The organism is Xanthomonas sp. SI, assembly GCF_014236855.1.
Classification (GTDB): domain Bacteria; phylum Pseudomonadota; class Gammaproteobacteria; order Xanthomonadales; family Xanthomonadaceae; genus Xanthomonas_A.
In genome coordinates this window covers 4,493,247-4,513,896 of the sequence record NZ_CP051261.1, presented here as the reverse complement: position 1 = coordinate 4,513,896, position 20,650 = coordinate 4,493,247, and the positions used below count along the sequence as shown (strand labels likewise).

Here is a 20,650-nt window from a genome sequence, read left to right as displayed (position 1 = left end):
GAGCCGCGAATGGACAGCGTCAGCGCGTCTTGAGGACGACTTCGGTGTATTGCCGGCTTGCTGGATGGCATTGATGTGCCAGGTAAGGCGGCCGTCGGCCGCCTTACCTGATCACGCCGGCACGATGCCGCGATGCTGCAGCCGCGCCAGCCGCATCAGGTTGTGACTGGCGACCTTCAACCCGATCACTACCGTGGCCCGTGCCAACCCGATGGTGCGCAGGCATTTACCGCCCTGCTGCGCCAGCCGCGCGAACGGGTGTTCGCCGAACACCCGGTCCTTGGCAAGCCGCCGGTTGCGACGTTGTTCGGCCGCGCTTAGTGGCTTGCGCGCCTGGCCCTGGTGCTGAATGGCCGCCCGATAGCCGCGTTGCGTGAGATCAGCCTCCCGCGACGCGTCGGCATAGCCACTGTCCGCCCACACCGTGCGTCCGCGATTGCTGGGGTCCAGCACCTCCTCGAAGTGTCGGCTGTCATGCACGTTGGCTGCGCTCACCGCATGGCGGCGGATGAAGCCCCAACGCCGATCGGTGCTGGCGTGCAGCTTGTAGCCGTAATGCGCCTTGCCGTGCTTGCGGGTCCAGCGGGCTTGCACATCCTTCTGCGCCCGCTTGGCGTCGCTCCAGTCTTGGCCTACCTCGCCACCCTGCTTGATCTGTGCGTTCTCCTCGCGCGTGTTGCGTTGGATCGGGGCGCTGACGATGCTCGCATCGATGATCTGATCCAAGGAACTGCTGGAAACTGCGCCGATCCAGCACCTGGTACTCCAGCGCATCGTCAGAGAGGTTGTACAGCTGCTGCAGCAGCAACAGTTTGATCATGACCACCGTCGGCCAAGCCGGACGGCCCCCTCGCGTACCGGTGCCCAAGGACAGCTTCGCATCGACGGCTTGGGCAATCGCTGCGAAATCGATATGACGCGAAAGCAGGGTCAGCGGGTCGCCTATCTGCTGGCGCTTGGCTTCGCGTTCGTGTCCGGCAAACAAGCTGATCATCGCGCGACCTCGGCTGTTGGCTAAGACCCTATGATGCCAAAGCAGGCAGGTTTTTAGAGGTGCCCTTCAGTCGCGACGGGCATTACCGATAAACCCCGTCGCGACTGAAGTCACTCCACAACACTACGAATGGCAAGTGGTCTGGCACAGCTGTCGCTTGCGGAGGACACCAGTTGCGCCTCCGCAGAACACGCCGACTTACTGCAACTGCTTGAGCCGTTCGACGATTTCTTCGGCGTGGCGGCCGACCAGGCCTTCGGAAGTGCCCCAGGCGCTGGTATTGGTCGACTCGACATCGAAACGCGCGGCGGTCTTGCCATCTGCGCCAGCGACCTCGACCTTGCTCTTGATCTTGTCGCGCCCGGCCATGATGCCGGCCCAGAAACGCGCGCCGTTGCTGCGCATGTAGTAGTGGTCGATGGTGATCGTCATCTTGCGCGCGTCGGCGCTGCCTTCGGCACCGCGCAGATGCGCCTCGCCCAACTTTTCGTCGAGCTGGCGCTGGAACATGCCCAGGCTTTCGGCGTCGGTGTCTTCGTTGCCTTTGATCTGGTACCAGTAGGTCTCCGGTGCCGCGGCCTTGTAGCTCTGTCGCACGACACTATTGGTCGAGCAGCCGGCCACCAGCATGACGCCCGCCAACGCGAGCGCGCTCCATAGGTTCTTCATGATGTCCCCTTGTCGATGTCCTTTTCCGCCGGGGCGATCGCCGCCGGCACTGGCAGCATAACGCCTTACCGATGGCATCGCTGCGGGGGCGGGTACTGTGCAATGCGGCTGCCGGCAACACGCGGCGAACTAGTCCGCGTCATCCCCCAACCACGGCGCCTGCGCCTTGCGGTATTCGCCGCTGGCCTTGCTCAGGTGCAGCCACTGGTCCACGTAGGCCTTCCAGGCCATGTCGTCGCGCGGTAACAGGAATGCTTTTTCGCTGTACTGCAGCGGCTGTTGCGGATTCACCGCGCATAGCCCGGGCACGCGGCGCTGCTGGAAGCGCGCTTCGGAGGCGTCGGTGATCATCACGTCGGCGCGGCCTTCGAGCAGTTCGCGGAAGATCGCGGTGTTGTCGTCGGACAGGGTCAGCCGCGCCTGCGGCAGTTCGCGGCGGGCGAAGGCTTCGTTGGTGCCGCCGCGCGGTTCGATCACCCGCACCTCGGCGCGATCGATCTGCGCGATGTCGCGATAGCGTGCCTGGTCGGCGCAGCGCACCAGCGGGATCTTGCCGTCCACGTCGAGCACGGCGCTGAACCAGGCATGGCGCTGCCGCGGCAGCGACACCGAGATGCCGCCGACGGCGATGTCGCAGCGATCGGCGAGCAGGTCCGGCAGCAGCGTCGCCCAGCGCGTGGCTACCCAGGTCACCGGCACCTCCAGGCTGGCCGCCAGCGACTGCGCCAGGGCGATGTCGATGCCTTCGTAGCCACCGTCCGCGCGCAGCAGGCTGTAGGGCAGGTAATCGCCGGTGGTGCACACGCGCAGTGTGCCGCGCTGCGCGATGCTGTCCAGGTGCGACGGCGCGGCAGTGGCCGGCAGTGCGGCGGCGGCGCTCAGCAGGCAGGCGCCCAGCCATCGGATCATTGTGTGTTGCATGGCAGATGCGTTTCCACGACAGGGGCGTTCTTCAAAAACAGGGGCAACGGTGCGCGCTGGCTGTACGCCGGCTGTCGCCGCAGCGGCGCCGGCCACCTTAGCGGGTTTCCTCGAGATAGGGCGCAGCGTCAAGCGTGGCAGGGGTTTTGCACCTGCAGTCCGGCGGCGCGTGGCTGTGGATGACCGTGTTGGACGCCGACCGACACGTTGCGGCACAGGAACTCACGGCACCATAGCGGAGTCCGGAGACAATCCTCCGGTGGACGCATACCTCGCTATGGAATTTCGATCGTCGTGACGTCTGCGCCTGCGGAAGACCGGCTGCTGCGCCTGGGCGCGGCCGCCACCACCCTGCTGATCCTGCTGTTGCTGGGCCGCCTGCTGTTGATCGCGCCGGCAGCGGCGCCGCCGCGCGCCGATGACGCGATGCGGCTGGTGTTCGTGCCGCGCTCGGTCCCGGTCGCCGCACCGCCGCCGCAAGCGCAGGCCGCCCCGTCCGCGCCGCATGCCGCGGCACGGCGCGCGCCGGCCGCCGCGCGCGCGGCGCAAGCGCCGCTGCCGCCACCGACCCGCAGCGCCGCCCCCGTGGCCACCCAGGCCGCGCCGATGAGCGCCACGCTGTACACCCGCGACGGCAGCGCGCGGCTGCCGGACGGCGTGGCGGTGGATCCGTTCGCCGAGGCGCAGGGCACGCCGCCGGGCACCACCAACCCGCGCGACCTGGCCAAGGCCAAGCGCCTGCTCGAGCGCCCGAACCCGATCGACTACCGGCGCACCCGCTTCGACAAGGACTGGGCCACCAGCGGCACCCTGGGCGACGTGGCGATGCAGGGCATCGGCGATGCGATGAAGAAGATGCTGCCCAAGAGCACCCACCAGTCGGCGGTGGCACGGCCGCCGCCGGACGTGCGCTTCGACCCGGCGCTGCACGAGCGCCCGGGCGACCTCGGCAGTGAGGCCACCGGCGATGCCTACAAGGCCGCGCCGATCGCGTTGGAAAAGGCGCCGGGCCTGGACGGCGAAGCCAGCCGCCGCATCCGCAAGGCGATCGGCGAACTGGAGCAGCGCCGTGCGGCCTGCCCGGCGGCGCAGCGCAGCCGCCTGCTGCAGCCGGTGCTGGACAACCTGGGCGACCTGCAGCGCGTGGAAAACGCCATGGCCCACGGCGCCGATCCGGTCCTGGCGCAGCAGACCCTGCCGCGCGCCGCCGACAGCGCCTACGACCTGGCGCGGCGCGCGCTGTGGTACGCCGACCAGAAACTGGCGGCCTGCGCGCCGTAGGCGGTGGCGTTTCCCGGCTGCGCGCCATTGTAGGAGCGGCTTCAGCCGCGACAAGCGGCGTGGGCCGGCTATCCGATTTCGAAAGCAGTCGGGACTGAAGTCCCTCCCACAGTGCACCCAGCCGGCTCGCCGCAAGTCTCCTGTAGGAGCGGCTTCAGCCGCGACGAACGGCGTGGCCCGTCTATCCGATTTGATAAGCAGTCGGGACAGAAGTCCCTCCCACAGTGCACCCGGCTGGCTCGCCGCAAGTCTCCTGCAGGAGCGGCTTCAGCCGCGACGAACGGAGTGGGCGGGCTATCCGATTTCGTAGGCATTCGGGACAGAAGTGCCTCCCACAGTTCACCTGGCAGCTCGCCGCAAGCCTCCTGTGGGAGCGACTTCAGTCGCGACGAGCGGAGTTGGAGTTGCGACGAGCGGTGCCGGAACTGCAGCGGCTTCGGCAACCTGTCGCGGCTGAAGCCGCTCCTACAACGGCGCGCGTCAGAACGGGTGGGCTGGGCGGTCCTCACCCGCGCCGACGCCCGGTGCGCGATGATGCGCGCCCGCCTTCGCCGGTTCCGTCCGCCACCCCATGTTCTGTTCCCGAACGCTGCTGAGCCTGCTGCTGTGCTGCGGCGTCGTCGCCGTGGCGCAGGCGCGCACGGTGTACCGCTGCGTGCGCGACGGCACGGTCAGCCTGGCGACCGCGCCGGAGCCGGGGTCGCGCTGCACCGCCAAGGAACTGGACGATGCCGCGATCGCCACGCCCAACCTGTGGGGCAGCATGGGCGTGTTCAGCGGCACCCTGTACGAGCGCGAGCAGGACGGGCGCCTGGTGTATTCCACGCGCAACCTGCCGGGGTCGCGCCCGTACCTGCGCTTCACCGCGGTCACTCCGCCGGGCGAGGCGGCGCATCCGGGATTGGGCAAGGTCGGCGCGCCGCAGTTGAACATGCACGCCAAGCAGTTCCGCGCCGCGGCGCGCGCCACCGGCGTGGACGACCCGTGGCTGCGCGCGATCGCGCATGCCGAAAGCGGCTTCGATGCGGCAGCGGTGTCGCCGAAGGGCGCGCAGGGCGTGATGCAGCTGATGCCCGAGGTGGCGAAGGAATACGGCGTGGCCGATCCGTTCGCCGCCGACCAGTCGATCGCCGGCGGCGCGCGCTACATGCAGGCGCTGCTGCGCCGCTACCAGGGCGACCGCACCCTGGCCGCGGCCGCCTACAACGCCGGTATCGGCACCGTGGCGCGCTACCGCGGCGTGCCGCCCTACGCGGAAACCCGCGATTACATCGACAAGGTGATGGCGCTGTACCAGCGCTACCGCGAGGCGATGGGGATCAAGACAGAGACACCGGCGCAGTAGCGCGGGTTGCGATCGGGCACTTGCGGGCCGCGTGGTCGCGCGTCGCTGCCGACGCACGCACGATCGAACCTGGCATCCGCACCCGTGCCGACACGGTGCGTCCGCGCAGCGCACGACATCCACGGGGCATGGCGTACCGACGACTGCACCATGACCCAGCCCCTGCCGGCGAAATACGGCTGGGTGCGCTCACCGGAGCCGCGCCCGAGCAGCGTGCGCAAGCTGACGCCAGCGTCGCGCTCTCAGCTCTTGGCCTGCAGCGCCACTTCCTCGTACGGCTGCACCACCACCCAGCCCTCGCCGGCGAAGCGCAGCTGGATGCTCTCGCCGGAGCCGCGCCCGAGCAGCGTGCCCAGGCTGACGTCGGCGACGATCTCCGGAGTCAGCCCGCCGGACCAAGCCACGGTGGCGTTGGGGTCGGTGAACACCGGGCCGCTCTGCGCATTGACCGGCAGCGTCAGCGGTGCGTAGTGCGAGGTGATGGCGACGATGCCGTGGCCGCTCAGGCGCACGTTGAACAGGCCGCCGGAGAGCATGCCGGCGACCCGGCGCATCATGGTGATCTGGCTGTCGATGCCGGCCTCGATGGCGAGCACGTCGTTGCCGTTGACGAAGATCGACTCGCCGGCCAGGCGCAGCAGGGTGATCTTCTTGCCGGCGTCGGCCAGGTAGACGCGGCCCTGGCCCTCGATCTTCATCAGCTGCATGCCTTCGCCGCTGACCGCCTTCTTCAGCAGGTTTCCCAGGCCCTGTTCCAGCAGGCCCTGGCGGGTGAACTTGACCGCGCCCTTGCGCGCGACCATGGCCCCGGCCTTGGCCCAGACCAGGCCGTCCAGGCGCACTTCCAGCAGGTGTGGGCTTTCCAGTTCGAACGCGTCGGCGGAGGCATCCTTCTCGCGCGAGGCCGACAGGAATTCGGCCAGGGTACGTACGCTCATTTTCGATCCTTGGTATGGGCAAGGATCGCAGCATACCCGCCGGCCGCCGACTCAGGGCGTGGCCGGCTCCGGTTGCCGCGCCTGCTGCGCGGCCGGCGCCACCGCTGCGGCGGGCGCGGGTTTGGCGTACAGGTCCAGCAACAGCAGGGTCACGCCGTTGGTCCAGCCGAAGCCGTCCTGCAGCGCGTATTCGCCGCCGCCGCCGCCCTGGGCCTTGGCGTCGACGCCGTACTTCTCCACCAGCTTGTGCTGCTGCGCGAACAGCGCCTGCACCCGCGCCAGGAAGCGGCTGCCGATGCGCTGCGCCAGCGCGTCCTGGCCATAGCGGCGCAGGCCGTCCACCGCGATCCACTGCAGCGGCGCCCAGCCGTTGGGCTCGTCCCATTGCTGGCCGGTATGCAGGCGGGTGGTGGCCAGGCCGCCGGGACGCAGCAGCTGCGCCTGCACGGTGTCGGCGCTGCGCTTGGCGCGCGCCGGCGAGGCGATGCCGACGAACAGCGGATACAGCGCCGCGGCGGTGACCTGGTCGCGCAGTCTGCGCTGTTGCCAGTCGTAGTCGGCGTAGTAGCCGGCGTCGCTCCACAGGTGCTTGTCCATCGCGGTCTTGCGCGCGCTGGCCAGGGCCGCGTAGTCGGTGTCGCAGCCGGCCGCGCCCGGGTTCTTGGCGCAGGCCAGGGCCAGGGTGGTTTCGAGATGGTAGAGCAGGCTGTTGAGATCGACCGGGACGATGGCGGTGGTGCGGATCGTGGCCAGGGTCTTGCGGTCGCCCAGCCAGCGGCTGGAATAGTCCCAGCCGCTCTCGGCGCCGGCGCGCAGGTCGCGGTAGACCTCGGCGGCGGGGCGGTCCTTGGCTTCGGCCGCGGTGCGCACGTCGTGCAGCCAGGCTTCCGGGCGCGGCGTATCGCGCGCGTCCCAGTAGCGGTTGAGCAGGCTGCCGTCGGCCAGCCGCACCACGTGCGCCTGCGCGCTGCCCGGCGCCAGCGCCTGCGCGCCCTGCATCCAGTACGCGTATTCCTTCTGCAGCTGCGGCAGGTAGCGCGCATAGGCCGCGTCGCCTTCCACCTTGGCCTGCAGCTGCACCATGTGCGAGAAGAACGGCGGCTGCGAGCGGCTCAGGTAGTAGCTGCGGTTGCCGTTGGGGATGTGCCCGTAGGTGTCGATCAGGTAAGCGAAGTTGTCCAGCATCTGCCGGCTGCGTTCGCGCTCGCCGCTCTCGACCAGGCCAAGCATGGTGAAGTACGAATCCCAGTAGTAGACCTCGCGGAAGCGCCCGCCCGGCACCACGTAGGGCTGCGGCAGCGACAGCAGGCTGCTGTGCGCCGGCACGTCCACCTGGCGCCGCACCAGCAGCGGCCACAGCGCGTCGATGTGCTCGCGCAGGCCGGTGTCCTGGCGGATCGCCTCGGTCTGCACCGGGCCGGATTCCTCGAAGTTGGCGGCGACGAAGCGGCGCAGGTCGAAGCCCGGCTGCTGGCGCTGCGCCAGGTAGTCGGCGTTGATCAGGGCCGGGTCGCGCAGCGGCAGCGCATCGACGAAGTGCTTCTGGTCGTCGAACAGTTCCTGCCGCTGCACGGCCTGGAACAGTTCGGGGTAGGCCAGATCCGGGGTCAGCGGCGCGGGCGCCGGCGCGGCCTGCATCGGCGCCGGCGCGGGCTGCGCCGAGGCGGTGTCGTAGTTGCCCAGCAGCAGGCCCAGCGACAGGCTCAGCAGCGGCGTGCAACAGGGAGGAGCGGCATGGCTCATCTCGGGTCCAGAGCAGGATGCGTGCGGCATGGTAAACGACCGAAGGAGGAGGCGGGTGACTGGCGGCTGTGGCGGCCGCGTGCCGACGAAACCCGGAAGCGCGGAGCGATCCGGCCGGGGCGCGACGCCATCGGCCGATCTGGCGATATCGGCCATGCGCCGGTGGGCTTGAATCGGAGCGGATTGCGGAGACATGCCGGAGGCGATGCAAGAGCGGGGCCAATCGGGTGCTGCCGCCCGTCGGGCGGGACGGTGGAGTGTGCCGACGTCGGCTGCTGGCATGCGCCTGCCGAGCTGGTGCACGAACGCGGAGCGCCTTGCATCGGCGGCAGTGTCGGGTGCCGACACGATGTGTCGCGGCTGAAGCCGCTCCTACAGGGGTGGCGAATGAGTGTCTGGCCTTGTCGCCGCAAACGGCGCGACGTGGCGGTCAGCCGGCTGCGGCGGCGCCGAGCGCGCGCAGCTGCGCCTGCAGCGTGGCGGCGTTGTCGAGCGCGTGGCCGAGCGCGGTGTTGTCGAAGATCACCCAGGCTTCGTCGGTGTGCGGCGTGGTGGCGGCGACGCGTTCGGCCAGGCCGCGCAGCGTGTCGTCGGCGTAGTCGCTGTAGTAGATGCGCGGCGCGCCGTGCCAGCGCCAATAGGCCGGCGTCGCGGTGCCGGCGGGCTGCGCGGCGCTGGCGTTCAGCGCCGGATCGGCGGCGACGCGGGCAATGCGGTGGCGCTGCCACAGGACCTCGGCGCGCGCGCCGAACCAGCTGGCGTGGCGCGGCTCGCAGGCGATGCCGCCGTGCCAACGGCGCCGCAGCATGGCGAAGAAGGTGGCGGCGGTGCGCGCATCGAAGGCCAGGCTCGGCGGCAGCTGTACCAACAGGCAGCCGAGCTTGTCGCCGAGGTGGCCGACTTCATCGAGGAAGGCCTGCAACAGCGGCCCCACGCCGGACAGGCGTGCGTCGTGGGTGATCGTACGCGGCAGCTTGGCCGAGAAACGGAAATCCGCCGGCACGCTGTCGGCCCAGCGCTGATAGGTGCTCGCGCGGTGGGCGCGATAGAACGTTGAGTTGATCTCGACAGCATCGAAGCGGGTGGCATAACGTTCCAGCTGGCTGGCACCGTCGCCGACCAGCGCGCGCTGGGTGCTGGCGATCGACCAGCCGGCGCAGCCGGCGCAGCCGACGCGGATGCGCGGTGCGGCGTCGGCGCGGCGGCGGGGCGAGGCGGTCGGCATCGGCGGTGGCAGGCGAGGAAAGGCCTCCGGGATAACAAGCGCTGCGGCCAAGAGCCGTGAAGGACATTGCCGGCCATGCGCGTTTTTCTGCCCGGTTCATTCCTCGTCCGCATCCTCCTCGTCGATCAGCCCTTGGACGAACTGGAGGAAATCTGGGCAGAGCGGCCTTTCGGAGTGGGCCTGGTTCTGTTCCGGGCTGAGCTCGATGTCGAAGGTGTCGGTGGTGAAATAGCGGACGGCTCCCGTGTCCAGATCCAGGCAAAAGAAGTTGCCGCCGCAGTCGTTCGCGAACGGCAGCAGGCGTGAAGCAGGAAGGACCGGCTCGTGGCCGTCGTCCCGATCTTGCACTGCTTGGATGTCGAGCGACCGATGCGTGCAGCGCGCAACGATGGCTGCAATCGGCAGCGCGCTTGTGCGCGTGCCTCTAACGCGAGACTGGGGATCGGGCAGCGTGTGCACCACTGCGCGCGCGTCGCGAGGCAAAGACGTTCCGGCGTCGCGGGCGATCCGCTCGCACGCCGCCTTGCAACGCATGGCCGGGATCTCCCGGCCATGCGCGTGTCGCCTTACTGCTTGCCGGCGGTCTTGGCCTTCGCCTTGACCGGCTGGCCGTCGCTGTCCAGCACCTGCACCTCGCCCAGCTTCAGCGCGCGTACCGGCGCCTCGATCTGCTTGAGGTCGCCGACGATGACCCAGGTCATCGCCTGCGGCGCGACGATTTCCTTGATTGCCGCTTCCGCCGCGGTCTGGTCGATGCCTTCCAGGCGCGTCTTCAGGGTCTGCACGTAGTCGTCCGGACGCCCGTACTGGACAATGCTCTCGACCGCGCCCAGCACCGCGCCGGTGGTCTCGAAGCTGCCCGGCAGGGCGCGGATGCGCTGGTTCTTGATCTTGGCGATCTCGTCGGCGGTCAGCGGCTTGTCGCCGACCACGGCCTTGGCTTCCTTCAGGATCTCGGCGGCCGACTCGGCGGTCTTGTCGGTCTGCACCGGGGCGAAGAACAGGAACGGGCGCTGGCCCTGCGCATCCAGCATGAAGCTGTTGGCGCCGTAGGCCCAGCGCTTGTCCTCGCGCAGGTTCATGTTCAACCGCGAGGTGAAGGTGCCGCCGAAGGCGCCGTTGGCCACGCCGATGGCGAGGTTGTTCGGTGCCTTGGTCGACGGCGCCAGCAGGCCGGCCAGGATCAGCGACTGCGGGGCGTCGGCACGGTTGATCAGGAACACGCGCGGCTTGGGCTGCGCGGCGACCTGCGACAGGGTCTTGCTGGGGCGCGTGGCCGCCGGCGGCTGCCAGTCGCCGAACGCCGCGTCCAGCTGCGGGATGATCTGCGCCAGGGTGGTGTCGCCGGCGACCAGGATGCGCAGGTTGTCCGGGCGCAGCCAGCCGTTCTGGAACGCGGTCAGGTCGCTCGCGCTCAGGCTCTTGATCGCCTTTTCGGTGCCGCTGCCGGTGAGCGGCACGCCGTAGGGATGCTGCGGGCCGTACAGCAGCGGCGGCAGGGTGCGCAGCGCCAGGCCCTGCGGCTGGGTCTTCTCCTGCGCGATGGAGGCCAGCCACTGGCCGCGCACGCGCTCGATGTCTTCGGCCTTGAACGCCGGGTTGCGCACGATGTCGGCGAACAACGCCAGCGACGGCGCCAACTGGTCGTTGAGCGCATCGAGCGAGGCGGCACAGCTGTCCAGCTCGCACGCCACGCTGGTGATCGCGCCCAGGCGCTGGCGGCGCTGCGCCACTTCCACCGAATCCAGGCTGCTGGTGCTCTCGTTCATCAGCGCCGCGGTGAAGTTGGCGGTGCCGAGCTTGCCGCCCTTGTCGGCCGCGTAGCCGGCATCGAACAGCAGTTCGACCTGGGTCACCGGGATGGTGTGGCGCTCGGCCAGCACCACCTCGATGCCGTTCTTGAGCTTGCCGCGCTGCAGCTGCGGGAAGCTCAGGCTCGGGAACTGGCTGGTCTCCGGAATGCCGGCGGCGCGATCGACCTGGTTCTTGCCGACGCTGTAGCTGGCCTTGGCCGGCAGCGCGGGCGCGGGCTTGCCGTCGGCCGCGGGCAGCGGTTTGACCGCCTTGTCCTCGGCCACCGGGTCGAAGCCGTCGCCGGCTGGCAGCACGGTCAGCAGGTAGTCGCCCTTGCCGAACCAGGTGTCGGCGGCCTTGCGCACGCTGGCCGCGGTGGCGGCCTGGGCGCGCTGCAGGTCGTGCTGGTAGGCGCCCGGATCCTTGCGATAGACCTGGCCCTCGGCCAGGATCGCGGCCTTGCCGGTGAAGCCGCCGACCTTCTCCAAGCCGCGCACGAAGCCGGCGCGGTAGTTGGTCTGCGCGCGCTGCAGTTCGTCGGCGCTCGGGCCCTCGGCGAGGAATTTCTTCAGTTCGTCGGCGATGGCGGCCTCGACCTTGGCCGGGTCCACGCCGTCCTTCACGTCGGCGCTGATCTGCAGCTGGCTGGCCAGCGCGAACGGCTGGACGCTGGCCGAGACGTCGTCCACCAGGTTGTCGCGGTACACCAGGCGCTGGTACAGGCGGCTGGTCTTGCCGCCGCCGAGCACGGTGGTGGCCAGGTCCAGCTGCACGGCGTCGTCGCTGCCCAGCTGCGGCGCCACCCAGGTGCGGTAGATGCGCGGCTGCGCGACATGGTCGTGCTGCACGCCGCGGGTCTGCTTGGCCAGCGGGGTGATCCACGGCTGCTGGCGCGGCACCGGCTTGCCGGCGGGGATGTCGCCGAAGTACTGCTCGGCCTTGGCCTTCGCCTGGGCCACGGTGATGTCGCCGGCCAGCACCAGAGTGGTGTTGGCGGCGCCGTAGTTGTCATGGAACCACTGCTTGACGTCGTCCAGCGAGGCCGCGTCGAGGTCGGCCATCGAGCCGATGGTGTCGTGCTGGTACGGGTGGTTGGCCGGGAAGATGTTGGCCAGGATGTTCTCGTCCACGCGCCCGTACGGGCGGTTCTCGCCCTGGCGCTTCTCGTTCTGCACCACGCCGCGCTGCGTATCCAGTTCCTTCTGCCCGATCGCGCCGAGCAGGTGGCCCATGCGGTCCGATTCCATCCACAGCGCCATGTCCAGCGCGGTGGTCGGCACGGTCTCGAAGTAGTTGGTGCGGTCGAACCAGGTGGTGCCGTTCATGTCGGTGGCGCCGACCTTTTCGAACGGCTGGAAATAGGTGCCCTTGTGGTTTTCCGAGCCGGAGAACATCAGGTGCTCGAACAGGTGGGCGAAGCCGGTCTTGCCGGCCGGCTCGTCGCCGGAGCCGATGTGATACCAGATGCTCACCGCCACCACCGGCGCCTTGTGGTCTTCGTGCACCACCACGGTCAGGCCGTTGGGCAGGGTGAAGCGGGTGTAGGCGATCTCCGGCACGGTGGCCTTGGCCGCCAGCCCCGGCGGCGCGGCGCTGGCCGGTGCGATGGCGGCGCCGACGCCGAGGGTGAGGATGCTGGAGATCAACAACGACAAGGGTCGAAGCATTGGGCCGGGCCTGATGAGGAGAATGGACCAGCATAGTGGCCGCGTGCCGGACCCGGAACGTGACTTATGGCACAGCGGCGATGCCCGGCCGCGCGCGGTTGCCGATCGGCGGACGCTGGGAGCGATTTCAGTGGCGATCGGCGCGGACGCGAAGCCCCGTTGTGCCCGATGTTTCGAGACGTCCCTGGTCCGCTCCCGCTCCTGCAGCGATCGCCATCCGGATCGCCACGCGCCACGCCACTACGCAGTGCGATGGCCTGAAACGCGAACGGCAGCGTCGTCCGACGCTGCCGTTGTTGCTACCGCCGCGCAGTGCACGCGGAGGCGATTCGGTTACAGGCGATCTCAGCGCGCGGCGCAGAAGCCGAATTCGGCCATGGCGCCGGGGGCCAGGGTCTTGTTCCAGTCCACGCCGGAGGCCTTGAGCGTGCTGCCGGATTGCGACCAGTTGGCATTCCACAGGTTGTTGACGGTGCCGCTGATCGAAAGCGTGACCGCCCAGTTGCCGCTGGCGCTGCCGGTGTTGGTCACCTGCACGCGGTGGCAATAGCCGGCGTTCCAGTCGCTGTCCACCACGGTCTTGGTGCTGAAACTGGCGCTGCCGGGAGTCGGCGTGGGGGTCGGCGTCGGTGTGGGTGTTGGAGTGGGCGTCGGAGTAGGAGTAGGCGTGGAGCCGCTGGAATCGCCCCACAGTTTCTTCAGCAGGGTGACCTTGTCGGTGCGCACCGATTTCCAGTCGTCGTTGAGGATGCCGCCCGTGTCGCCGCTGTTCGGATTCCACGACCAGTAGAAGCCGCTGTGGATGCCCTTGCCGACCAGATAGTCGACCAGCGCGTTCTGCCACTTCACGTCCAGCGCATTGCCCTGGCCGTACTTGCCGCCGAACTCGCCGAGCATCAGCGCGTGGCCGGACTGCACGAACTTGCCGAAGTGCTGCTCCCAGATCGCCGGCATGTTGGCCGGGAAATTGGAGGCGCTGAAGTAGGGCTGCATGAACACGTCCGGGCCGTACACATGCGGCGCCAGCAACAAGCGGTTGGCCGGAATGTTCAGCGCGGTGCACGCCAGCGGCTCCAGGTTGCCGCCCCAGAAATGGCCGCCGCTGCTGGAGCAGTTCGCGTTCTCGCCGATGCCTTCGACCACGATCAGCCATTTCGGCGCCACCTTCAGCACCGCGGCCGAGGCGCGTTCGGCGGCCTTGTTCCAGTCGGTGGCGGCGTTGCCGCTGCCCCAGGTGGCCGCGCCGTGCGGCTCGTTCTTCAGGTCCAGGCCGATCACGCCCGGCACGCTGGCGTAGCGCTTGGCGACGAAGGTGAGATCGTTAAGCCACTGCTGCTCGCTGTAGGAGGAGGTGTACCACAGCTCGGAAATCGCGTTGCAGTCCGGCGTGTGGTGATCGAGCAGCACGTACATGCCGCGGCTGCTGAGTTCGTTGATCACCTTGTCCATCACCTGCAACGCGCTCAGGCCCTGCAGGTCCGGATTGAGGCCGTAGTCGATGCTGCTCGGCGCGGTGCCGTTCAATGTCTGCGGGCAGAACGGCAGGCGCACGGCGTTGAAGCCCAGGCCCTGCATCTGCGTGATCATGTCCTTCCAGTTGCGCGCCCACAGGCCGTGCACGCTGTGCACGTTGGTCTCGAAGCCGAACCAGTTGACGCCGCGCAGCTGCACCGCGTTGCCTTTGTCGTCCACCACCTTGCCGCCGTTGATGGCATAGCTCCAGGCCGAACCGCTGGCCGCCAACAGCGCCGCGGCCAGCAGGCAGCGGGTGATGCGGGATTTTTTCGACGTCGACATCTCTCTATCTCCGAAAACGGCCGGCCCAAGACGGGCGGCCAAAGGTGGGGGCGCAGGCGGGGCGCATGGCGACCATCATCGGCAGCCGATGTGGCGGACGTCGTGATTGCCGGCACAGAAGGGCGGCTTGTCCACGGACGCTGCGATGCGCTTGGCGAGCGCGGCGATTAGAGCACGCGCAGATGGCAATCTGAGCAGTGCGTCACGTCTTTCTGGTCGGTGCAGGCACCGCTTGGCCGCCCGTCGCGGGCGTCGCTACACTCGGGCGGGTACATCCATCCAAGGGGCAAGAGTGAAGCGACCGATCATGGGCATGCTGGCGCTGGCGATTTCCGGCGCACTGATGGCGGCGCCGCCGTCCGCACCGAGTTTCGACACCAAGCGCATTTCCGCCGACGTCAAGACGCTGTCCTCCGACGCTTACGAGGGCCGCGCGCCGGCCACGCCGGGCGAGGACAAGACCGTGGCCTACCTCAGCGCGCAGTTCCAGGCCGCGGGCCTGCAGCCGGGCGGCGACCTGCAGGACGGCAAGCGCCTGTGGACGCAGGCGGTGCCGCTGCGCCGCGCCGACATCGTCGGCACGCCGCAGGTGGCGGTCGAGGCCGGCGGCCAGCGCCAGGCGCTGACCCAGGGCCAGCAGATCGCCGTGCGCGCCGCGCTCGACGGCAGCACCCAGGTCGCCATCGACGCCGCGCCGTTGGTGTTCGTCGGCTACGGGGTCAAGGCGCCGGAGCGCGACTGGGACGACTTCAAGGGCGTGGACCTGAAGGGCAAGATCGCGGTGGTGCTGATCAACGACCCGGACTTCGAGACCGGCAAGGGCGCGTTCGACGGCAAGGGCATGACCTACTACGGCCGCTGGACCTACAAGTACGAAGAGGGCGCGCGGCAGGGCGCGGCCGGCGTGCTGATCGTGCACGAGACCGCCCCGGCGTCCTACGGCTGGGCCACGGTGGCCAGCTCCAACACCAACAGCATGTTCGACGTGGTCCGCGACGATCCCAAGGCCGCCCATCCCACGCTCGAAGGCTGGATCCAGCGCGATCTGGCGGTGGACCTGTTCAAGCGCGCCGGGCTGGATTTCGAGGCCTTGAAGAAACAGGCGCAGTCGCGCGATTTCAAGCCGGTGGAACTGAAGGGCGAGCGCCTGCATGCCGACTACGCGGTGAAGTCGGAGGTCATCACCTCGCACAACGTGGTCGCGCGGCTGCCCGGCAGCACCCATCCGGACGACAGCGTGATCTACACCGCGCACTGGGACCACATCGGCGTGGGCGCGCCCGACGCCAACGGCGATCGCATCTTCAACGGCGCGCTGGACAACGCCAGCGGCACCGCCGCGCTGCTGGAACTGGGCCGCGTGTTCGCCAAGGGCCCGGCGCCGCAGCGCTCGGTGGTGTTCCTGGCGGTCACCGCCGAGGAGAAGGGCCTGCTCGGCTCGGAGTACTACGCGTCCAAGCCGCTGTATCCGCTGGCGCGCACGGTGGCGGTGATCAACATGGACGGCATGAGCCCGTTCGGCCCGTCGCGCGATTTCGGCATCTACGGCACCGCCAAGCTGGACCTGCTCGAGGATCTGAAGACGGTCGCCAAGCGCTGGGACCTGCGCTACACGCCGGACCCGAAGCCGGAAGCCGGCTACTTCTTCCGCTCCGACCACTTCTCCTTCGCCAAGCGCGGCGTGCCGGCGCTGTCGTTCGCGGCCGGGCAGGACTGGGTGGACGGCGGGATCAAGGCCGGCAAGGCGGCTTCCGACGACTACACCGCCAAGCGCTACCACCAGCCCGGCGACGAATGGCTGCCGAGCTGGATCTTCGCCGGTGCCGCGCGCGACCTGCAGGTGCTGTACACGCTGGGCAGCGAGCTGGCCAACTCGCCGCAATGGCCGAACTGGAGCAGCGACTCTGAGTTCCGTGCCACCCGCGACGCCAGCGCGGCGCAGCGGCAATAGGCCGGGGCTGAGGCATGACGACCGAGCCGCCGGACGCCGTGCCGGTGGCGCGGCTGCAGGACGACGCAGCATCGTCGTGGCCGACGGCGGCCGAGGCCGCCGTCGCCGATCCCGGCGCGGCAGACGTGATCGATCCGCTGCATCCCGGCCTGGTGCGCACCGGCGTGGTGCTGGCGTTCCTGATCGCCGGCCCGCCGCTGGGCACGGTCGTGGTCGGCTTTCCGGTGGCCATCGTGTGGTCGGGAGAAGGCCCCTCCGTCAGTAGCCTGTTGCTGGCCCTGATGATGGCGCTGTTTTCCTATGTGTTCGGCGCGTTGCCGGCCCTGCTGACCGGCCTGCTGGCCGCATGGTTTTGGCCACGCCTGCGCGGCTGGCGCGCGCATCTGCGGCTGGGCCTGGCCGCCGCGCTGCTGTCGGCGATCTGCGTCGGCGCGGCGATCGCGCTGCTGCGCCGCCCGCCGCCGCCCGCCAACGAGGTCGCCATCGCGCTGGCCCTGTGCGCGCTGGCGGGGTTCGTCGGCGCCACGCTGGTTTCGCGTTTGCTGCAGGCGCTGCGTGGCGGGACACCGGTGCCTGCACGCATGCCCGAATCGACATAGCCGCATCGCTGCCGTCCGCGCCTTTACAGGCATCGTATTCGTCTGGACTGATCGCCGGGATCGTCGCCCGCCGCTGCGCCGCCTGCCGATAGTGATGATCGGCATTCCCGGTCGCGCGGTCGCCGCGTAGCGCGCGCACCCCTACCGCAACGACGAACCAAACGACCCCTAAACGGCACTGTTCCATGACGACCGACGATCCATCCGATACCGATACCGTCTCTGCCGCGCCCATGGCACCGGCGCATGCCCCGCAGGCGCCCGGCACCGATGTGCCGCAAGGCGACGATCTGGCCGCCACCGCCGATGCCATCGATCCATTGCATCCTGGCCTGGTGCGCACCGGCGTGGTGTTGGCGTTCCTGATCGCCGGTCCGCCGCTGGGCACGTTCCTGGTGGCGGCGCCGTTGCTGCTGATCGGATCGGTGGGGGGCAGCCTGCCGTTCGGCAATGCGTTGCTGGCCGCGCTGGCGATCGCGTTGGTGTCCTACCTGTTCGGCGCGTTGCCGGCCTTGCTGACCGGCGCGATCGCCGCGTGGTACTGGCCACGATTGCGCGGCTGGCGCGCGCATGCGCGGATCGGCCTGGTGGGATTTCTGTCGTCCCTGATCTGCCTCGGCATCGCGTTCGCGGTGCTGAGCATGCAGCGCGATGCCATCGAGACCTTCAGCATGGCGTTGCTGTGCAGCCTGCCGGGATTCGTCGGCGCCACGCTGGTCTCGCGCCTGCTGCAGGCGCTGCGCTGACCCCGCGCCGGCGCCGGCCTCAGCCGGCGCTGGCCTGCTGCAGCGACGGCGTGCGCCAGCCGGCGCGCACGCCCCAGAAGTAGAAGCCCAGTGCGACCACGCCGACCACGATCAGGTCCGGGCCGTAGGACAGGTAGCCATGCCCGCCGAAGGTGGTGCTGCCGGCCCACGACAGCAGCGCGATGGTCGGCAGGTAGGCGATCAGCCAGCTGGCGCCGCGCAGGTGCTTGCCGAAATCCTTCCAGCCCTGGCGGTGCTGGTAATACGCGTACACCGGCAGCGCCACCAGCATCAGCAGGATGATCTCGCCGGTCAGCGGCCAGCGCGCCCAGTACAGCAATTCGGTGGCCAGCACGAAGGCGGTGGCGGCCAGTACCGGCAGGCCGAAGATGCGCAACGGGCGGTGCATCTCCGGCGCGTGGCGGCGCAGCGCCATCGCGCTGATCGGGCCGGTCAGGTAGGAGATGATCGTGGCCACCGAGATCACTGCCGCCAACGTGCCCCAGCCGCGGAAGAAGAACAGGAACAGGTAGGACACCGCCAGGTTGAAGAACATCGCCGGGCGCGGCACGCCCCAGTGCGGATGCAGCTTGCCCAGCACCTTCGGCAAGGTGCCGTTCTTCTCCATGCCATAGATCATCCGCGCGGTGGTCGCGGTGTAGGTGATACCGGTGCCGCTGGGGCTGACGAAGGCGTCCACGTACAGCAGCATCGCCAGCCAGTGCAGGTTGACGATGATCGCCAGCTGCGCGAACGGCGAGCGGAAATCGATGCCGTGCCAGCCGGCCTTGGCCAGCAGCTCCGGCGGCACCGAACCGATGTAGGCCACCTGCAGGATCAGGTAGATCACCGTGGCCAGCGCGATCGAGCCGAGCACCGCGAACGGGATGCTGCGTCCGGGATCGCGCGCTTCGCCGGCCAGGTTCACCGGACTCTGGAACCCGTTGAAGCTGAACACGATGCCGGCGGTGGCCACCGCGGTCAGCACCGCGGCGAAATCGATCGTATGCGTGCCGCCATGCAGGCCTACGCTGAAATTCTCGCTGTGGAAACCGCTGGCGATCAGCGCCACGCCGGTCAGTGCCGGCACCACCAGCTTGAACACGGTGATCAGGCTGTTGGAGCGGGCGAACAGCTTCACGCTCCAGAAGTTCAGCAGGAAATACACCAGCACCAGCGCCGCGGCGATGTACAGGCCTGGCACCGACAGTTCGCCGGCGCCGCCGGGCTGCTGCACGTACAGATCCTGCGCCCACTGCCACGGCCACGACGCCATGTACTGCACCGAGGCCTCGGCCTCGACCGGGATCACCGACACGATCGCGATCCAGTTGGCCCAGCCGGCGATGAAGCCGACCAGCGAGCCGTGCGAGTAGTGGCTGTAGCGGACCATGCCGCCGGACTCGGGGAACATCGCGCCCAGTTCGGCATAGGCCAGGGCGATGGTGGTGACGATCGCCGCGCCCAGCAGCCAGGCCCAGACCGCGCCGGGGCCGGCCAGCCCGGCCGCGCGCCAGGCGCCGAACAGCCAGCCGGAGCCGATGATCGAGCCCAGGCCGGTCAGCATCAGGGCGAATGGGCCGACATCGCGGCGCAAGGCGGTTTGGGTCATGGAAGGTTCCTGGCGGCGTCGGCAGCGGGAAACCGGGGATGATCGCAGAAGCGCGGCGGCGCCGCACTTCCGGGATTCGGGATTGGGGATTGCGGGATTCGTAAAGGCGATGGTGGCGAAGCGGGGGCGCGACCGGCTTGGATTTTCCCAATCCCGAATCCCGAATCCCGAATTCCCAATCCCGGCACTTCTTACGCAAGCTTTACGCGGCAACGGCATGGCGCAATGGCGCGCTTACGCGGCACAGGCCTAGAGTCTGCAGCGTCCTTTCCGTTGGATGTGTTCCATGTCGATTCTGGTGATCCAAGGCCCGCACCGCGATGCGCCGGCCATTGCCGTGGCTCGTTGCCTGGCCGGCGCGTCCGGTGCCCGCGTGGTGCCGGTGGCCTGCGCCGATGCGGCGCAGATCGTGGCGCGGCTGCAGGAGGGCGCGCACGACGAGACCGAGCTGGTACTGCTGGACTCCGGCGAACTGCCGGCCGCGGACCTGGCCGATCACGGCGTGCAGCTGCGCGAGGCGCTCGATGCGCTCGGCCATCCCTACATCGAAGTGCACGACGCCAGCGCGCAGGCGCTGGAACCGCTGCTGCATCCGCGCCACATGCCGCTGCTGACGGTGATCGCCAATGGCGCGCTCGCCGACAGCTACGCGATCGCGCTGGGCGTGGCCGCGCGCCATCTCGGCGCGCGCGCGGCGCTGGCCAACTGAGGGCGCCGCCATGTCGATCCTGTTGTTGCGCGGCCCGGACTGCGTGGCCGGCCATCGCGGCCGCCCGGCGCGCATCGCGCCGCGGGTGATGCGGCAATTGCTCGAGCATGCCGGCCGTGCCGGCAAGACCCTGGCGGTGCGCGGCTGCGCCAGCGAGGGCGAACTGCTGCATGCGCTGGCCCAAGCCGACGCGGCGGCGGTGGAAATGCTGCTGCTGGATCCGGGCGCGTGCTCGGACAGCGCCGCCACCGCCGCGGCGGTCGCGCACCTGGGCCGGCCGTACGTGGAAGTGCACGACGATGCCTGCGACCAGCGCGAACCCTGCCTGTGCGCGGCCTCGCGGCAGCGCGTGGGCCAGGTCGGCGGCTATTGCGCGCAGAGCTACGCGCTGGCCTTGTCGATCGCGCTGGAACACCTGGGCTGCAACGGCTACGAAGGCGATGTCCACGTCGGCACCTGAGTCCGCGCGCCACTACTTGGCCGACTACGACGCCTACAGCTACGGTCAGCGCGTGGCCTGGGGCACGCTGGCGCACAGCTGGGACGACGATGCGCCGCTGGACCCGGAATGCCTGCTGCAACGACTGCGCGCGCAGGCGGCGCAGCGGCACGGCGTGGACAGCGACGACATCCGCATCCGCAGCGTCAGTCGGCTGTAG

Annotated in this window: 18 protein-coding genes; 8 read left to right on the top strand and 10 right to left on the bottom strand. The window is 69.3% G+C overall.

Annotated elements, in window-relative coordinates; genetic code table 11:
- Nucleotides 1–111: 111 nt before the first annotated feature.
- From HEP75_RS19125 to HEP75_RS19115, 3 genes are all read right to left on the bottom strand, one after another.
- Nucleotides 112–726, bottom strand: coding sequence for a transposase (locus HEP75_RS19125; RefSeq protein WP_221899280.1), 615 nt, complete (start codon nt 724–726; stop codon nt 112–114).
- A 466-nt stretch (nt 727–1,192) separates the two neighbouring features.
- Nucleotides 1,193–1,663, bottom strand: a complete 471-nt coding sequence (locus HEP75_RS19120) for a hypothetical protein (RefSeq protein WP_185821194.1) — start codon at nt 1,661–1,663, stop codon at nt 1,193–1,195.
- A gap of 129 nt (nt 1,664–1,792) precedes the next feature.
- Nucleotides 1,793–2,572 carry a transporter substrate-binding domain-containing protein gene (locus HEP75_RS19115; protein ID WP_185824561.1) on the bottom strand — a complete coding sequence of 260 codons (780 nt, stop codon included), beginning with the start codon at nt 2,570–2,572 and terminating at the stop codon, nt 1,793–1,795.
- Nucleotides 2,573–3,010: 438 nt separating this feature from the next.
- On the opposite strand from HEP75_RS19115, the gene HEP75_RS19110 reads away from it, so the two are divergent.
- Together HEP75_RS19110 and HEP75_RS19105 are read left to right on the top strand one after the other, a co-directional pair.
- Nucleotides 3,011–3,865 carry a hypothetical protein gene (locus tag HEP75_RS19110; protein WP_185823498.1) on the top strand — a complete coding sequence of 285 codons (855 nt, stop codon included), beginning with the start codon at nt 3,011–3,013 and terminating at the stop codon, nt 3,863–3,865.
- 571 nt (nt 3,866–4,436) lie between these two features.
- Complete coding sequence (locus tag HEP75_RS19105; RefSeq protein ID WP_185814136.1) at nt 4,437–5,210, top strand: lytic transglycosylase domain-containing protein; 774 nt, start codon at nt 4,437–4,439, stop codon at nt 5,208–5,210.
- A 242-nt stretch (nt 5,211–5,452) separates the two neighbouring features.
- Here the strand turns inward: HEP75_RS19105 and HEP75_RS19100 are convergent, their stop codons facing one another.
- From HEP75_RS19100 to HEP75_RS19075, 6 genes are all read right to left on the bottom strand, one after another.
- On the bottom strand, nt 5,453–6,148 hold the full coding sequence (locus tag HEP75_RS19100) for an AIM24 family protein (protein ID WP_185824560.1): 696 nt from the start codon (nt 6,146–6,148) through the stop codon (nt 5,453–5,455).
- 51 nt (nt 6,149–6,199) lie between these two features.
- Nucleotides 6,200–7,891 carry an alpha,alpha-trehalase TreA gene (gene treA, locus HEP75_RS19095; RefSeq protein WP_185824559.1) on the bottom strand — a complete coding sequence of 564 codons (1,692 nt, stop codon included), beginning with the start codon at nt 7,889–7,891 and terminating at the stop codon, nt 6,200–6,202.
- Between the two features lie 430 nt (nt 7,892–8,321).
- A complete protein-coding gene (locus tag HEP75_RS19090; protein WP_185824558.1) occupies nt 8,322–9,116 on the bottom strand; it encodes a DUF72 domain-containing protein in 795 nt (264 codons plus the stop codon).
- A gap of 96 nt (nt 9,117–9,212) precedes the next feature.
- Nucleotides 9,213–9,650: an SMI1/KNR4 family protein gene (locus tag HEP75_RS22180; RefSeq protein WP_221899279.1), complete on the bottom strand. Its 438-nt coding sequence runs from the start codon at nt 9,648–9,650 to the stop codon at nt 9,213–9,215.
- A gap of 32 nt (nt 9,651–9,682) precedes the next feature.
- A complete protein-coding gene (locus HEP75_RS19080) occupies nt 9,683–12,577 on the bottom strand; it encodes a pitrilysin family protein (protein ID WP_185824557.1) in 2,895 nt (964 codons plus the stop codon).
- 345 nt (nt 12,578–12,922) lie between these two features.
- The gene (locus tag HEP75_RS19075) at nt 12,923–14,374 is read right to left on the bottom strand and encodes a glycoside hydrolase family 5 protein (protein ID WP_185824556.1); all 1,452 of its coding nucleotides are present in this window, start codon (nt 14,372–14,374) and stop codon (nt 12,923–12,925) included.
- A gap of 292 nt (nt 14,375–14,666) precedes the next feature.
- Between HEP75_RS19075 and HEP75_RS19070 the strand changes: the two genes are divergently transcribed.
- The 3 genes from HEP75_RS19070 to HEP75_RS19060 all read left to right on the top strand — a co-directional run bounded on the left by HEP75_RS19070 (nt 14,667) and on the right by HEP75_RS19060 (nt 17,670).
- Nucleotides 14,667–16,325: a M28 family metallopeptidase gene (locus HEP75_RS19070; RefSeq protein WP_185824555.1), complete on the top strand. Its 1,659-nt coding sequence runs from the start codon at nt 14,667–14,669 to the stop codon at nt 16,323–16,325.
- A gap of 14 nt (nt 16,326–16,339) precedes the next feature.
- Entirely contained in the window at nt 16,340–16,924 is a 585-nt protein-coding gene (locus HEP75_RS19065; protein ID WP_255423906.1) for a hypothetical protein, read from the top strand.
- 185 nt (nt 16,925–17,109) lie between these two features.
- Nucleotides 17,110–17,670 carry a hypothetical protein gene (locus HEP75_RS19060; protein ID WP_255423905.1) on the top strand — a complete coding sequence of 187 codons (561 nt, stop codon included), beginning with the start codon at nt 17,110–17,112 and terminating at the stop codon, nt 17,668–17,670.
- A gap of 19 nt (nt 17,671–17,689) precedes the next feature.
- Here HEP75_RS19060 and HEP75_RS19055 read toward each other — a convergent pair whose 3' ends face one another.
- Entirely contained in the window at nt 17,690–19,282 is a 1,593-nt protein-coding gene (locus HEP75_RS19055; protein ID WP_185824554.1) for an APC family permease, read from the bottom strand.
- A 286-nt stretch (nt 19,283–19,568) separates the two neighbouring features.
- On the opposite strand from HEP75_RS19055, the gene HEP75_RS19050 reads away from it, so the two are divergent.
- The 3 genes from HEP75_RS19050 to HEP75_RS19040 are packed head-to-tail and all read left to right on the top strand — an operon-like array spanning nt 19,569 to nt 20,650.
- Nucleotides 19,569–19,991, top strand: a complete 423-nt coding sequence (locus tag HEP75_RS19050; protein ID WP_185824553.1) for a hypothetical protein — start codon at nt 19,569–19,571, stop codon at nt 19,989–19,991.
- Between the two features lie 10 nt (nt 19,992–20,001).
- A complete protein-coding gene (locus tag HEP75_RS19045; RefSeq protein ID WP_185821183.1) occupies nt 20,002–20,451 on the top strand; it encodes a type II 3-dehydroquinate dehydratase in 450 nt (149 codons plus the stop codon).
- Nucleotides 20,432–20,650 carry a hypothetical protein gene (locus HEP75_RS19040; RefSeq protein WP_185821182.1) on the top strand — a complete coding sequence of 73 codons (219 nt, stop codon included), beginning with the start codon at nt 20,432–20,434 and terminating at the stop codon, nt 20,648–20,650. Before HEP75_RS19045 ends, HEP75_RS19040 begins: the two co-directional genes overlap by 20 nt.